15 protein-coding genes and 1 pseudogene are annotated in these 12870 nt (G+C 68.3%); 10 read left to right on the top strand and 6 right to left on the bottom strand.

The window, feature by feature from the left end; all coding sequences use genetic code 11:
• Positions 1 to 81: 81 nt before the first annotated feature.
• The 3 genes from hpf to hprK all read left to right on the top strand — a co-directional run bounded on the left by hpf (position 82) and on the right by hprK (position 1961).
• The gene (hpf, locus tag WDLP6_RS25655; RefSeq protein ID WP_162569952.1) at positions 82 to 411 is read left to right on the top strand and encodes a ribosome hibernation-promoting factor, HPF/YfiA family; all 330 of its coding nucleotides are present in this window, start codon (positions 82 to 84) and stop codon (positions 409 to 411) included.
• 94 nt (positions 412 to 505) lie between these two features.
• Complete coding sequence (locus WDLP6_RS25650) at positions 506 to 973, top strand: PTS sugar transporter subunit IIA (protein ID WP_162569951.1); 468 nt, start codon at positions 506 to 508, stop codon at positions 971 to 973.
• Between the two features lie 28 nt (positions 974 to 1001).
• Positions 1002 to 1961, top strand: coding sequence for an HPr(Ser) kinase/phosphatase (gene hprK / locus WDLP6_RS25645; protein ID WP_162569950.1), 960 nt, complete (start codon positions 1002 to 1004; stop codon positions 1959 to 1961).
• Here the strand turns inward: hprK and fur are convergent.
• Positions 1958 to 2377, bottom strand: a complete 420-nt coding sequence (fur, locus tag WDLP6_RS25640; RefSeq protein ID WP_162569949.1) for a ferric iron uptake transcriptional regulator — start codon at positions 2375 to 2377, stop codon at positions 1958 to 1960. The genes hprK and fur overlap by 4 nt on opposite strands.
• An 85-nt stretch (positions 2378 to 2462) precedes the next feature.
• Here fur and WDLP6_RS25635 point away from each other — a divergent pair, with 85 nt between their 5' ends.
• From WDLP6_RS25635 to WDLP6_RS25615, 5 genes are all read left to right on the top strand, one after another.
• Entirely contained in the window at positions 2463 to 3017 is a 555-nt protein-coding gene (locus WDLP6_RS25635; protein ID WP_162594630.1) for an outer membrane protein assembly factor BamE, read from the top strand.
• A gap of 96 nt (positions 3018 to 3113) precedes the next feature.
• Positions 3114 to 3914, top strand: a complete 801-nt coding sequence (gene dapB, locus WDLP6_RS25630; protein WP_443083465.1) for a 4-hydroxy-tetrahydrodipicolinate reductase — start codon at positions 3114 to 3116, stop codon at positions 3912 to 3914.
• 1 nt (position 3915) lies between these two features.
• Positions 3916 to 4611, top strand: a complete 696-nt coding sequence (locus WDLP6_RS25625) for a MotA/TolQ/ExbB proton channel family protein (RefSeq protein ID WP_162594628.1) — start codon at positions 3916 to 3918, stop codon at positions 4609 to 4611.
• 23 nt (positions 4612 to 4634) lie between these two features.
• On the top strand, positions 4635 to 5081 hold the full coding sequence (locus WDLP6_RS25620; RefSeq protein WP_162569945.1) for an ExbD/TolR family protein: 447 nt from the start codon (positions 4635 to 4637) through the stop codon (positions 5079 to 5081).
• 172 nt (positions 5082 to 5253) lie between these two features.
• Positions 5254 to 6171 (top strand): LysR family transcriptional regulator, encoded by a 918-nt coding sequence (locus WDLP6_RS25615; RefSeq protein ID WP_162594627.1) that lies wholly within the window; start codon positions 5254 to 5256, stop codon positions 6169 to 6171.
• 22 nt (positions 6172 to 6193) lie between these two features.
• Here the strand turns inward: WDLP6_RS25615 and WDLP6_RS25610 are convergent, their stop codons facing one another.
• A complete protein-coding gene (locus WDLP6_RS25610) occupies positions 6194 to 7303 on the bottom strand; it encodes a transglutaminase-like domain-containing protein (RefSeq protein WP_162594626.1) in 1110 nt (369 codons plus the stop codon).
• 147 nt (positions 7304 to 7450) lie between these two features.
• Between WDLP6_RS25610 and WDLP6_RS25605 the strand changes: the two genes are divergently transcribed.
• On the top strand, positions 7451 to 8230 hold the full coding sequence (locus WDLP6_RS25605; protein ID WP_162594625.1) for an SDR family NAD(P)-dependent oxidoreductase: 780 nt from the start codon (positions 7451 to 7453) through the stop codon (positions 8228 to 8230).
• A gap of 7 nt (positions 8231 to 8237) precedes the next feature.
• Complete coding sequence (locus tag WDLP6_RS25600; RefSeq protein WP_162594624.1) at positions 8238 to 9023, top strand: SDR family NAD(P)-dependent oxidoreductase; 786 nt, start codon at positions 8238 to 8240, stop codon at positions 9021 to 9023.
• A gap of 23 nt (positions 9024 to 9046) precedes the next feature.
• Here WDLP6_RS25600 and WDLP6_RS25595 read toward each other — a convergent pair whose 3' ends face one another.
• From WDLP6_RS25595 to WDLP6_RS25580, 4 genes and pseudogenes are all read right to left on the bottom strand, one after another.
• Complete coding sequence (locus WDLP6_RS25595) at positions 9047 to 10024, bottom strand: Bug family tripartite tricarboxylate transporter substrate binding protein (RefSeq protein ID WP_162569940.1); 978 nt, start codon at positions 10022 to 10024, stop codon at positions 9047 to 9049.
• A 30-nt stretch (positions 10025 to 10054) separates the two neighbouring features.
• Positions 10055 to 11437, bottom strand: a pseudogene (locus WDLP6_RS25590) (hypothetical protein); the annotation flags it as partial.
• Positions 11438 to 11449: 12 nt separating this feature from the next.
• Positions 11450 to 11767: a UGSC family (seleno)protein gene (locus tag WDLP6_RS25585; protein WP_162569938.1), complete on the bottom strand. Its 318-nt coding sequence runs from the start codon at positions 11765 to 11767 to the stop codon at positions 11450 to 11452.
• Between the two features lie 98 nt (positions 11768 to 11865).
• Complete coding sequence (locus WDLP6_RS25580) at positions 11866 to 12846, bottom strand: Bug family tripartite tricarboxylate transporter substrate binding protein (protein WP_162594622.1); 981 nt, start codon at positions 12844 to 12846, stop codon at positions 11866 to 11868.
• Positions 12847 to 12870: the final 24 nt, after the last annotated feature.

Here is a 12870-nt window from a genome sequence, read left to right as displayed (position 1 = left end):
TCTCCATCCCCCGTTTCGCCGGCCAGGCCCCCTTCCAGGGGCGTGGTCATTTCCCCAACCGTCAATTCCAGGAGGTCATTCATGAATTTGACGATCAGCGGTCATCACCTCGACGTCACCCCCGCTCTGCGCAATTACGTTACAGGCAAGCTGGACCGGATCACCCGCCATTTCGACCAGGTGGTCGATGTGAAGGTGATCCTCACGGTGGAAAAGCAAAAGGAAAAGGAACGCCGGCAACGAGCCGAGTGCAACATCCACGTCAAGGGCAATGACATGTTCGCGGAGTCGAGCCACGCTGATCTCTATGCCGCGGTCGATGAGCTGGTCGACAAGCTCGACCGGCAGGTCGTGCGGCACAAGGACCGCCTGCAGGACCATCATCACGAAGCACCCAAACGTGTGATGTAGTCCCCTTCTCCGGGCAAATACTCTTGCGGGCCGCTTCAAGCGGCCCTTTGCTTTTTTTGGGGCAGGTGCATAATCGCCCCCGCCCCGCCCCAACATGAACCGACTCGCGTCCATCCTGCCGCCCGCTCAAGTGCTCGTGAGCGTCGACGCCACCAGCAAGAAACGTGCTTTCGAAGAAGCCGGCTTGCTGTTCGAGAATCTCCACGGCCTGGGCCGCGCCCTCATCACCGACAGCCTTTTTGCCCGCGAGCGCCTGGGCTCCACCGGCCTCGGCCATGGCGTGGCCATTCCGCACGGCCGCATCAAGGGGCTCAAGTCGCCGATGGCCGCGGTGTTCCAGCTCGCCAACCCGATCGGCTTCGACGCCCCGGACGAGCAGCCCGTGGTGCTGCTGATCTTCCTGCTGGTGCCCGAGGCGGCCACCCAGAAACACCTTGAAATCCTTTCCGAGATTGCCGAACTCCTGAGCGACGCCAATCTGCGCGAGCAGATCAAGTCCAGCTCGGACGCCGCGAAGCTGCACGCACTGATCGCAGGATGGCAATCCGCCCAGGTCGCGTGAAGCGCGGCCCACCGGGACGGTCCGGCGCATGAAGCCCACCGTCATCAGCGCCGATGCGATGTTCGAGGAATTCCGCGGCTCGCTGCGGTGGGAATGGCTCGCGGGACTGGGCGCCTCGGAGCGTCATTTCGATGCCGAGGTCATCAGCCGCGCCCAGTCGGCCGCCGACCTGGTGGGCTACCTCAACTACATCCATCCGTACCGCGTGCAGATCCTCGGCGCGCGCGAGGTCGCCTACCTGACGCGCGGCACGGCCGCCGACTGCGAACGGCGCATCGCGCGCATCGTCACGCTCGAGCCGCCGATGCTGGTGCTGGCCGACGGGCAGCCCGCGCCGGACCAGCTGCTGTCGATCTGCGAGCGCGCCCAGCTGCCGCTGTTCGCCACGCGCGAATCCTCGGCCTTCGTGATCGATCTGCTGCGCGCCTATCTGTCCAAGCATTTTGCCGAGCGCACCTCGATGCACGGCGTGTTCATGGACATCCTGGGCCTGGGCGTGATGATCACCGGCGAGTCGGGCCTCGGCAAGAGCGAGCTCGGGCTGGAGCTGATCTCGCGCGGCAACGGCCTCGTGGCCGACGACGCGGTCGATCTCTACCGCATCAACCAGAACACGCTCGAAGGCCGCTGCCCCGAACTCCTGCAGAACCTGCTCGAGGTGCGCGGCATCGGCCTGCTCGACATCCGCGCGATCTTCGGCGAGACCGCGGTGCGCCGGAAGATGCGGCTCAAGCTCATCGTGCACCTGGTGCGGCGCGACAGCTTCGAGCGCGACTACGAGCGCATGCCCTCGGCGCCGCTCACGCAGGACGTGCTGGGCATCCCGGTGCGCAAGGTGATCATCCAGGTGGTCGCCGGCCGCAACATCGCCGTGCTGGTCGAGGCGGCGGTGCGCAACTCCATCCTGCAGCTGCGCGGCATCGACACCTATGCAGACTTCGTGGCGCGCCACCACAAGGCGATGGAAAGCGCCAGGGATCTCGATTAGCGTTTGTTTACACAATCGGCGCAGAGGCCGTAGAGCGACATCGCGTGGTCCTGCAGGATCCAGCCCTTGTCCTTTGCCACCGATTGCTGCCGGTTTTCGATCTCGGGGTCGTAGAACTCCTCGACCTTGCCGCACGAAGTGCAGATCAGGTGGTCGTGGTGCTTGCCCTCGTTGAGTTCGTACACCGCCTTGCCGCTCTCGAAATGGCTGCGCTCCAGGATGCCGGCCTGCTCGAACTGCGTCAGCACGCGGTAGACGGTGGCGAGGCCGACGTCGGAGTGCTCGTTGAGCAGCACGCGAAACACATCCTCGGCCGTCATGTGGCGCTGGCCGCCGTTCTGGAAGATCTCGAGAATCTTGAGGCGCGGCAGGGTGGCCTTCAGGCCCGTGTTCTTGAGTTCGTCGATGTTGGCCATGGTGGTTCCTCTCCTGCGGTGCGCGGGGCGCTCGCCAGGGGCCAACCGCTACAATGAGCCGATCATATCGCCTACCCTTCTTGCCATGCCTGCCATTCCCCAACGCCGCCTCTGGCTGCTGATCGGCGCCGTCGCGGCGAGCCTGAGTCTTGGCGCCTGCAGCAGCTTCACCGACCGCACCCGCAGCGCGCTGACCACCATCACGCCCTACAAGGTCGAAGTGGTGCAGGGCAATTTCGTCTCGAAGGAGCAGGTCGAGGCGCTCAGGCCCGGCATGTCCCGCCAGCAGGTGCGCGAGATCCTCGGCACCTCGCTGCTGAACGACATCTTCCATTCCAACCGCTGGGACTACGTGTTCACGATCCGGCGCCAGGGCGTGGAGCCGCAGGAGCGCCGGCTGACGCTGTTCTTCAAGGACGAGGCGCTCGACCATTTCTCGGGCGACCCGATGCCGAGCGAGCAGGAGTTCGTCGCCACGCTCGACGTGCGCAAGCACGGCGGCAAGGTGCCGGACCTGGAAGCGAAGCCGGACGAGCTCAAGAAATACGAGCCGTCCAAGGAGAAGCAGGCCGCCGAGGCATCGCCCGCGTCCCTGCCGCCGCTGCCGCCGAGCTATCCCCCGCTCGAAACGGCGCGCTGAGCGCGCGCCGGGCCGCGCCGGCCGGTCCGCATCCGTATTCCGCATCCCCGAGGGCTGAAACGCGTGACTGACTCTTCTTCATCCAATCCCCCGCCGCTGCGGCGCGTGGCGATCGCGGGCGCTTCCGGCCGCATGGGCCACATGCTGATCGAGGCCGTGCGCGAGGCGCCCGACTGCCGGCTGGCCGGTGCGCTCGACATCGCGGGCAGCCCGGCCATCGGCAGCGACGCGGCCGCGTTTCTCGGCTTCGCGAGCGGCGTGCCGATCGTGGCCGACCTGCGCCAGGGCCTGAAGGATGCCCAGGTGCTGATCGACTTCACGCGGCCCGAGGGCACGATGGCGCATCTGGCCATGTGCCGCGAACTCGGCGTGCAGCTCGTCATCGGCACCACCGGCTTCAGCGACGCGCAGAAGGCCGAGATCGCCGAGGCCGCCAAGGAGGTCGCGATCATGATGGCGCCCAACATGAGCGTCGGCGTCAACGTCACCTTCAAGCTGCTCGAGATGGCGGCCAAGGCGCTCTCCATCGGCTACGACATCGAGATCATCGAGGCGCATCATCGGCACAAGGTCGATGCGCCCTCGGGCACCGCGCTCAAGATGGGCGAGGTGATCGCCGAGGCGCTCGGCCGCGACCTCAAGGAATGCGCCGTCTACGCGCGCGAAGGCATCACCGGCGAACGCGATCCTTCCACCATCGGCTTTTCCGCCATCCGCGGCGGCGACATCGTCGGCGACCACACGGTGCTGTTCGCCGGCACCGGCGAACGCATCGAGATCACGCACAAGTCGGCCAGCCGCACGACCTATGCGCAGGGCAGCCTGCGGGCCGTGCGCTTCCTGGCCGGCCAGCGAGCCGGGCTGTTCGACATGGCCGACGTGCTGGGGCTCCGCTGAGATGAGCGTCCTCGAGCTGCTGGCCCACGGCGACGCCGTCAGCCGCTCGGTGGCAGCGCTGCTGCTCGCGATGTCGGTGTCGAGCTGGGTCGTGATCCTCTGGAAGGCCTGGCTGCTGCGCGGCGGCACGCGCGACGTGCTGCGCAGCATCGCCGCCTTCTGGCAGTCGCCCTCGCTCGGCGATGCCGAGGCCAGCCTGCGCGCCTTCGATCGCGCGGCGCTGGTCTGGCCCGCGGTCAGCGCCGTCAAGAACCTCTCCGCGCGCTCCGATGCGGGCACGCTCGGTGGTGCGGGCGACCGCAGCCAGCGCCTCACGCGCGCGCTGCGCGATGCGCTGCATGCGGCGCTGCGGCGCCTGCAGGCCGGGCAGATCCTGTTGGCGACGGTGGGCGCCACGGCGCCCTTCGTCGGCCTGCTCGGCACGGTCTGGGGCATCTACCTCGCGCTGACCGGCATTGCCGGCGAGACGGGCGGCTTCACCATCGACAAGGTCGCCGGACCGGTCGGCCAGGCGCTGATCATGACGGCCTTCGGCCTGGCCGTCGCGATCCCGGCCGTGCTCGCCTACAACGTGTTCGGCCGCGTGGTCGGGCGGATCGAGGCCGAGCTCGAAGGCTTCGCGCACGACCTGCTCGGCATGCTCGGCGAGCCGCCGCGCGAAGTGCCGCTGCCGCCCGCGCGGGCAATGCCGGCCTAGCCGCCCGAACGGAACGCGCGCCCATGGCCTTCGGTCGCACCTCGCTCGGCAGCGCAGCCACCGGCGGCCGCGCCACCGGCGCCGGCGGCCAGCGCCCGTTGTCCGACATCAACGTGACGCCGCTGGTCGATGTGATGCTGGTGCTGCTGGTGATCTTCATCATCACGGCGCCGCTGATGGCCAGCTCCATCAAGCTCGACCTGCCGCGCACCGATGCCGGCGACGCGACCGATGCGCCCAGGTTCGTGAGCCTGGTGGTCGATGCGGCCGGCAAGGTGTACCTGAACGACAAGCCGGTGACCGATGAACAGCTCGCGCAGCAACTCGAGAAGGCTGCCGCCGACAGCCGCGACACCGAGGTGCAGCTGCGCGCCGATCAGACCGTGCCCTACGGCAAGGTGGTCGAGCTGATGGGCATCGCCAACAAGGCCGGCCTGAGCAGGATCGGCTTCGTAACGGAAAAGAAATGACCCCCAGGCTTGCTCGCTTCGCGTAGCCGCCCACCCCCTTTCCGGGGGCCATGCCAGCGGCCCGGCGAAGCCGGTTCCGCGGTATTCCTGGAACAAGTCATCGGGCTCGAGAGACGGGGCGGCCTAGAATGGATCTTCGCTGCAGGAGCTGAAGATCGATCGTCTCTGGGGCATGGAAGTTTTCGTGCGCGTTGCCGAATGCGGCAGCTTCTCGCGTGCGGCCGAGTCGCTGGATCTGGCGAATGCGACGGTCACCACCTGTGTGCGCAACCTGGAGCGGCATCTCGACGTCACGCTGATCGATCGCGACACCCGCCGCCTGCGCGTCACCGAAGAAGGCCAGACCCTGCTGCTGCGTGCGCGCGAACTGCTCGGCAGCGTCGCGCGCATCGAGGACGAGATCCGCAGCCAGGTCGGCGGCTTGCGCGGCCGGCTGCACATCGAGACGCCGATCTCCCTCGGCCATACCCTGTTGTGCCCCGCGCTGCCGGCGTTCGCCGCGCGCTACCCGGACATCGCCACGGCGGTCACGCTGACCAACCAGCCGCACCACCTGATCGAGCGCGGCATCGACGTGGCGATCCGCATGGACCAGGTGGAAGATGCCGACCTGGTGGCCCGCCCGATCTACGAGAGCCGCTACGTGGTGTGCTGCGCGCCGCAGATCGTCGCCACGCTGCCGGAACATCCCGGCGACCTGGACCGCCGAGGCTGCATCGGCATCCTGCCGGAAGAACGCCGCTCGGTGAATCCGTGGCGGCTCCGCAAGGACGCGCAAGACATCGAGATCCGTCCCGAGGGCCCGCTTCACTTCAACAGCAGCGACGCGCTCGTGATGGCGACGCAGCAGGGCGCGGGCGTGTCGTACGTGCTGGACGTGTTCGTGAACGGTTCGCTCGCCGAAGGCACGCTGGTGCAGGTCTACCCCGAGTGGACGACCGACATGCGGACCTTCCACGTCGTGATGGCGAAGTCGCGCGTCGGCTCGGCGAAGGTGAAGGCCTTCACCGACTTTCTCTTCGAGGTGTTCGATGCGCAGCGCAGACCGAGCGCGAACGCCGTGATCGGCGTGCGCGCCCAGCGCGCCTGAAGAAGACAGCGCGCGCCGCGGCTCAGGCGACTTCGCGCGCGGAGATGCTGTAGCGGAATTGCTCCGGCGCGTACGGGTCCACGCGGCCCGCGGAGGTCTCCGCCACCGGGTACATCAGGAAGCCCATCGGCTTGCCGCTGGCGCCCGGCAGCACGACGTCGTGTGCGTCGTTGTAGGCCATCCAGTTGCCTTCGCAGCAGCCGAACAGCTTCTTGTTCACGGGCGCGACGACCGGGTCCGAGACGTCCCGGATCCAGACCGCCGTTTCCTGGCGCATGACCTTGGTGACGTCGGCAGGATCCATGGCGACCCAGCCGTGCCCCTTCACGTACGCTTCCGCGCGGCAGTGCTGCGCGGCCGCGAGCTGCGCGGAGTTGCCGCCGAGTTCCTTGTAGCCGAAGGCCGAGGGCGCGAGGCGCACGCCGTAGAGGTCGCGCGCGGGAATGCCGACCGAGCGGCACATGCCGACGAACAGCGCATTGATGTCGGCGCATTTGCCCGAGGGGCTGCCGAGCTTCAGCATGGCGTTCACGTCGCCTTCGCCGCAGCCGCGCACGGAGGGCTCGCGGTACACGTTGCTCGCGATCCAGTCGTAGATCGCATGCAGCTTCGCGACATCGCCCTCTGCACCCCGCGTGGCATGCAGCGCGGCCGTGCGCACCAGGCCGTCGGTGGGGATCAGCGCGGTCGGCTGCGTCCATGCGGCATGCGTGGCCGCGTCGTCCGCGACCTGGCCGCGGACATTCCAGTCGACCGCGCGATCGCGCGTGCTCACGCGGCTGGTCACCTCGAGCATCGCCTTCGCGGTGCCCGGTTCGAAGCGGGCATGGACCATCTGCACGCCCTGCGCGCCATCCCAGGCGATGGCGGCCTGGCCATTGCTCGAGAAGCGGGTCGACAGCGATTTCTGCCAGTCGGTATCGATCGAAGGCACCGGCACCCAGACCTGCGCGGCGCCGGGCGGCAGCGCCAGCTCGACCTGCGTCGTCACGTCGAAGGTGCGCCAGCGCTGCGAGCCGGGCTCGAAGCTGCGCTGCGGCGCCGCGAAGGCGAACTCCGGCAGCGCCAGCGGCAAGGCCGCCGCGGCGGAAGCGGCAGAGGCCTGGCGAAGGAAATGGCGGCGTGTGTGCATGAAGGTCTCCTCTTGAGATGCTCGCGATCATGGTCCCGCGCCGCCCGAAGCGGGAGGCGCAAAAACCGAAAACTGGTTTCGCCGAATCGCGCTTTCGCGCGGCGACCTGCGATCCTACAGTGGCGCGACTTCAACGAGGAGATCAGCATGCGCATGGCCGACCGGTTCGGTATCGTCACGGCAGCCGCTTCCGGCATGGGCCGTGCAGGCGCCCTTCGCTTCGCCGCCGAAGGCGCGGCGGTGGCGGTGGTGGACCTCGATGAGGCAAAGGCCGGCGAAGTCGCCGCCGTGATCGAGGCCGCAGGCGGCCGGGCCTTCGCGCTCGCCGGCAACCTGATGGACGAGGACTTCGCGCGCGGCATGGTCCACGAGGCGAAGAAGCGTTTCGGCCGGCTGGATTTCCTGTGGGCCCATGCCGGCCACCCGTCGGTGTCGCGCGTCGAGGGGCTGGACCTGCACGAGTTCGACGTCGCGATGAACCTCAACGTGCGCGCTGCGCTGGCCAGCGTCATCGAGGCGATCCCGATGATGCGCGAATGCGGCGGCGGCAGCGTGCTGTTCACCTCGTCGACCTCCGGCGTGATCGGTTCGCCCTTCAGTCCGCTCTATTCGGTCGCCAAGTGGGGGCTGATCGGCCTGGCCCGTTCGCTCGCCAAGCGCTACGGGCCGGACAACATCCGCTTCAACGTGGTCTGCCCCGGCACCACCGACACGCCGATGTTGCGCGTGCTGGTGTCGCGTCCCGACGAGGAGGAGACCAAGGGCAAGGACATCGACGAGCTCATGCGCGTGCGCAGCGCCGGCAACCCGCTGGGCCGCGCCGCGCGGCCGGAGGAGGTGGCGAACGCGGCGCTGTTCCTGCTGTCGCACGAGGCCTCTTTCGTCAGTGGCGCCTCGCTGCTGGTCGACGGCGGCAAGACCGCCTGAGCGCGCCATGCAGCTGCAGGGCTATCACGCCGTCGTGACCGGCGCGGCGCGCGGGCTGGGCGCCGCGGCCGCGAAGCGCTTCGTCGCCGAGGGCGCGCGCGTGGTCGTGGCGGACATCGACGGCGAGGCCGCGCGCGCCTGTGCCCAGGCCATCGATGCGAGCGGCGAGCGCGCGACGGCGCGGGTGTGCGACATCGCCGACCCCGCGGCCTGCGCGGCGCTGGTGGCGCAGGCCGAATCCTTCTTCGGCGCGCCGATCGATGTGTTCCTCGCGCACGCGGGCCTGGGCTACGCGGGACCGCTCACCGAGGCCGACCCCGAACGCATCCGGCGCATCGTCGAGGTGAACGTGCTCGGCACGATCTACTGCGCGCAGGCCGCGCTGCGCAGCCTCGTGCGCAGCCCGCGCGCCAGCCTGATCTTCACCAGCTCGCTGCAGAGCGTCACCGCGCGGGCGCAGCGCAGCGTGTACACCGCATCCAAGCATGCGATCGTCGGGCTGACGAAGGCGCTGGCGCTCGAGTATTCGCCGCAGGGCGTGCGCGTGAACGCCATTGCGCCGGCGTCGAGCGACACGCCCTTCCTGCGCACGCAGCTGGAAGCGGTCGGCGCCAGGGACGTTGATCAGGCGGTGCGCGAGGTCGCGGCATCGATGCCGCTCGGCTGGCTGCCGACGCCGGAGGATTTCGCCGATGCGGCCGTGTTCCTCGCGTCCACCTCGGCGCGCTCGATCACGGGCCACAACCTGCTGCTGGACAGCGGCGCGGCGGCCGGGTTCTTTCGCCGCGGCTAGCGCGCCGCGCGCTCACTCGGCCTTCACTCGGCCTTGATGCCCGCCCGATCGATGACGGCCTTCCAGCGCTTCGATTCCACGGCAAAGAACTTCGCCGCATCGGCGGGCGATCCGCCGACGACGATGCCTTGCAACTGGCGCAGCTTCTCCTGCACGTCGGGCGTGTCGAGCGCGGCCTGCGCCGCGGCATGGACCTTGCGGATGATCGCCTGCGGCGTGGCCTTCGGCGCCGCGATGGCGTACCACACCGACGACTCGTAGCCCTTGACGCCGGCTTCGTCCAGCGTGGGCACGTCCGGGTAGGTGGGCAAGCGCGTTCGGGTGCCGACGGCCAGCATCCGCACGCTGCCCGACTGCAGCTCGCTCAGGTAGCCGGGCACGTTGTCCAGCACGACCTGGATGCGGCCCGCGGACAGGTCGACCTTGGTCGGCGCGGCGCCCTTGTAGAACACGTTCTGGATCGGCGCGCCGGTCATGGCCTTGAACATCTCCAGCGACAGATGGCCCGAACTCCCGGTGCCAGAGGAGCCGCCGTTGAGGCTCGCGGGATGCTTCTTCGCATAGGCGATCAGCTCCTCGGCCGACTTCACCGGCAGGTCCTTGTTCACGATCAGCGCGTTCGGAAAAGTCGCGAGCACGATGATCGGCGCGAAGTCTTCCGGCCTGTACGGCATGTCCTTGTAGAGGTACTGGTTGGTCGTGAAGGCGCCCGGGTTCGTGAGCAGCAGCGTGTAGCCGTCCGCCGGCGCCTTGGCCACCATCTCGGCGCCGATGTTGCCGGCGGCGCCGCCGCGGTTGTCGATCACGAACTGCTGCCCGAGCTGCGCCGACATCCTGGCGGCGACCAGCCGCGCGAGGATGTCGGTGATGCCGCCCGGCGCCCACGGCACGATGACGCGCACCGGTTTGTCGGGCCAGGCGGCCTCGGCGGTGGCCAGCGCGGGCAGCAGCAGCGCGCCGGCCACCGCCGCCAGCGCCATCTTGCGGCGAGAGGGGTTCATGTCTTGTCTCCGGCTTCGGGTTCTTCGACCTCAGTTCTTCGGCAGGCTGGCCCAGTTGGCGGGCAACTTGATCTCCTTCGTGGTGACGCGCGTGTAGCCGGAGTCGAGCGTCTTGATCCGGTTGCGGCCGGGGTCGCCGGCCACCAGGATCTCGATGTACTCGGGTCCGGGCATGACCTTGATCGGGTCGTCCGGCCCCACGGCGAATTCCGGCGGGAAGGTCCCGAGCTGGATCTTCTCCTCGATGGTGTGGACTTCCGCCATCGTGTACTTCAGCTCGAAGTCCATGTAGCGGCGCGGCACGGTGGTGTGCTCGCAGATGTAGCGGCGGATGTCGTCCTTCGAGTAGCCGGCTTCGGCCAGCACCTTGGCCACCGGCGGCGCGAGGACGAACACGATGTCGTTCACGAAGCCGGTCGGGCCGCGTTCGGAGAACAGCGCGAGCGCCGGCTTGCGCAGCGCGTCGCGGCACATCTGCATCAGCGCGCACTCCGCGCCGCCCTGGTCGTCGCGCGTGTAGGGCGAGGGCTGGAAGCCCCAGTTCATCGTCGTGCTCACGGAGACCGTGCTCGCGTGGCGGTCGAAGCCCTTCTCGACGTGGTACGGCTCCCACGGGTTGAGATCCTCGTTCTCGGCGAAGGCGAAGTTGATCGGGTAGCCGAAGGTCCCCATCTGGTTCTTCGCCGGGCGGTAGCCGCCGATGTTGCGGATGATGAGCCCCAGCGCGCGCCCGAGCGAGGGATTCGCGCCGCGCGAGATCAGGCCCGCCGCATCGTTGAAGCCCAGCTCCTTGACGATCGGCCCGTTGAGGAAGACATAGGGCATGACGCCCCAGGTGGTGCCGATGTTGTCGAGGTTGTACTGGTCCTCCTGCAGGGCTTCCACCAGCGCGATGAGCACGGGCATGGTCTGCGGCTTGCATCCCGCCATCACGCCGTTGGCCGCGATGTTCCAGACGGTGGCGCGCAGGTTCATCTGCGGCAGCACCGCGATCACCTCTTCAGGCGAACGGTCGGTGTAGCGCAGGAATTCCCGCACGCGCTCGAGCGTCGGCGGCACGATCGGCAGGCCGTCGCTCCACTCCATCTCGTGGAAGTGCGCATTGATCTGTTCGAAGCTGCCCTCGAACACCACCCGCTTCGAATCCCACTCGCTCGCCTTGCCCGGCGTGCGCGGCTTGATCGGCCTGGTGAGCGCGTTGACGATGCGCTCGAACAGCACGTTCCTGATCTTGTCGCGGATCTCCGCATGGTCGACCCCGACCGCGCCCGGGTACTCGACCACCGGCACGTCCGGCACGCCGGCCGCCTTCGCGGCGAGCTGGCCCACCATGTTGAACCCCGGCATCGACACCACGGCCGACGGGATGCCCAGGATCTTCTCTGCTTCTGCTGCCGGCCGCACCGCGGCCGGTGTGCAGGTGCCTCAGCCCCCGTTGCCGGTGATGACGGCGTCGGCCCCCCTGGCCTTCAGCGCGGCCGTGATCTGGTTGAGCACCTCGCGCTGGTAGGACGGAGTGCCCTTCAGCGACGCATACGGGATCTCGGTGTAGGGAACGATCTTCACGTCGGGGAAGCGCTCCTTGAGCAGCTCGCGATAGATCGGGAACATGATGTCGCCCTTGAAGTCCTCGTTCCAGACTTCGGCGACCACCTTGCCGTTGAGGGTGTCCAGGCGCTTGGCGAGGTTCTTCTGCTCGACGGCTTCGGCGCCGATCGGGCTGATGACGGACATCGTTTCCATGGGGTGCGATCCTTTCGGTGGGCTGCTGCGGTCGATGTTAGGCACGGCCCCTCGGGGTGCCAATGCGCGCGGTGGAAAACAGCATTCGCTTTTTCCTTCTACTTCGCGTGTTCCGGCTTCAGGCCCGCCTTCGATGCCACGCCGTTCCACTTGACCAGTTGAGTGCGCACGTAAGCGGTCGCTTCCTGCGGTGTGCTGAAGGCGGCCTCGGTCTTGGCCGAGCGATCCAGCCGCTGCACGGTGTCGGGCTGGGTCAGCGCCTGGCGGAACGCGGCGTTGAGCCGTGCGATCACTTCCGGCGGCGTGCCCGCGGGCGCCAACACCGCATACCAGACCGAGTCGCTCATGCTCGGGAAGCCCGCCTCGGCCAGGGTCGGCACGTCGGGCAGGCCGGGGTAGCGCTTGCGGCCCGTCACGCCGAGCGCCTTGACCTTGCCGGCCTTGATCTGCGGTTCGACGGTCGGCATCGCGATCAGGCCCATCTGCACGTCGTCGGTCATGATCGCCGTCATCGCTTCGGGCGTGCCCTTGAACGGCACATGCACGATGTCGAGCGCGCGTTCGTTCTTGAGCAGCTCGCCCGTCAGGTGGCCGATGCTGCCGATGCCGGCCGACGCGTAGTTGAGCTTGCCCGGCCTGGCTTTCGCCAGCGCCACGAGTTCCGCCATCGAGTTCGCGGGCAGCGAGGGCGGCACGACGAAGGCCATGCTCTGCTCGCCCATCAGCGTCACCGCTTCGAAGTCCCTGGCCGGATCGAAGCCGAGTTCCATCAGGCTCGGCAGCACCGAGAAGCTCAGGCTGGCGAGGAACAGCGTGTAGCCGTCCGGCTTCGACTTGGCGACGTACTGCGCGCCGATCGAGCCGCCCGCGCCCGCCCTGTTCTCCACCACCACCGACTGGCCCAGCGCGTCCGACAGGCCGGGCGCCACGGCGCGTGCGGCGAGGTCGCTGCCGCTGCCCGCGGGGAAGGGCGATACCAGCGTGACGGGCCGGGCACTGGGAAAACCTTGCGCGGCCGCGCCGCCGCAGAGGGCGAACGCAGCCGTTGCGAGCGCGGCAAGAAAGAGTTTGCGGTGCATGGTGCGGCCCAGTGTAGAGAGCAG

It is taken from the genome of Variovorax sp. PBL-E5, from assembly GCF_901827185.1.
Lineage (GTDB): Bacteria > Pseudomonadota > Gammaproteobacteria > Burkholderiales > Burkholderiaceae_C > Variovorax.
Note: the sequence above shows the minus strand (reverse complement) of the source record. Positions and strands in the feature narration are given on the sequence as shown.

Coding starts and splice junctions, on each gene's coding strand:
- hpf (WP_162569952.1), top strand. CDS start 82: ATGAATTTGACGATCAGCGGTCATCACCTCGACGTCACCCCCGCTCTG.
- WDLP6_RS25650 (WP_162569951.1), top strand. CDS start 506: ATGAACCGACTCGCGTCCATCCTGCCGCCCGCTCAAGTGCTCGTGAGC.
- hprK (WP_162569950.1), top strand. CDS start 1,002: ATGAAGCCCACCGTCATCAGCGCCGATGCGATGTTCGAGGAATTCCGC.
- fur (WP_162569949.1), bottom strand. CDS start 2,377: ATGGCCAACATCGACGAACTCAAGAACACGGGCCTGAAGGCCACCCTG.
- WDLP6_RS25635 (WP_162594630.1), top strand. CDS start 2,463: ATGCCTGCCATTCCCCAACGCCGCCTCTGGCTGCTGATCGGCGCCGTC.
- WDLP6_RS25625 (WP_162594628.1), top strand. CDS start 3,916: ATGAGCGTCCTCGAGCTGCTGGCCCACGGCGACGCCGTCAGCCGCTCG.
- WDLP6_RS25620 (WP_162569945.1), top strand. CDS start 4,635: ATGGCCTTCGGTCGCACCTCGCTCGGCAGCGCAGCCACCGGCGGCCGC.
- WDLP6_RS25615 (WP_162594627.1), top strand. CDS start 5,254: ATGGAAGTTTTCGTGCGCGTTGCCGAATGCGGCAGCTTCTCGCGTGCG.
- WDLP6_RS25610 (WP_162594626.1), bottom strand. CDS start 7,303: ATGCACACACGCCGCCATTTCCTTCGCCAGGCCTCTGCCGCTTCCGCC.
- WDLP6_RS25605 (WP_162594625.1), top strand. CDS start 7,451: ATGCGCATGGCCGACCGGTTCGGTATCGTCACGGCAGCCGCTTCCGGC.
- WDLP6_RS25600 (WP_162594624.1), top strand. CDS start 8,238: ATGCAGCTGCAGGGCTATCACGCCGTCGTGACCGGCGCGGCGCGCGGG.
- WDLP6_RS25595 (WP_162569940.1), bottom strand. CDS start 10,024: ATGAACCCCTCTCGCCGCAAGATGGCGCTGGCGGCGGTGGCCGGCGCG.
- WDLP6_RS25585 (WP_162569938.1), bottom strand. CDS start 11,767: ATGGAAACGATGTCCGTCATCAGCCCGATCGGCGCCGAAGCCGTCGAG.
- WDLP6_RS25580 (WP_162594622.1), bottom strand. CDS start 12,846: ATGCACCGCAAACTCTTTCTTGCCGCGCTCGCAACGGCTGCGTTCGCC.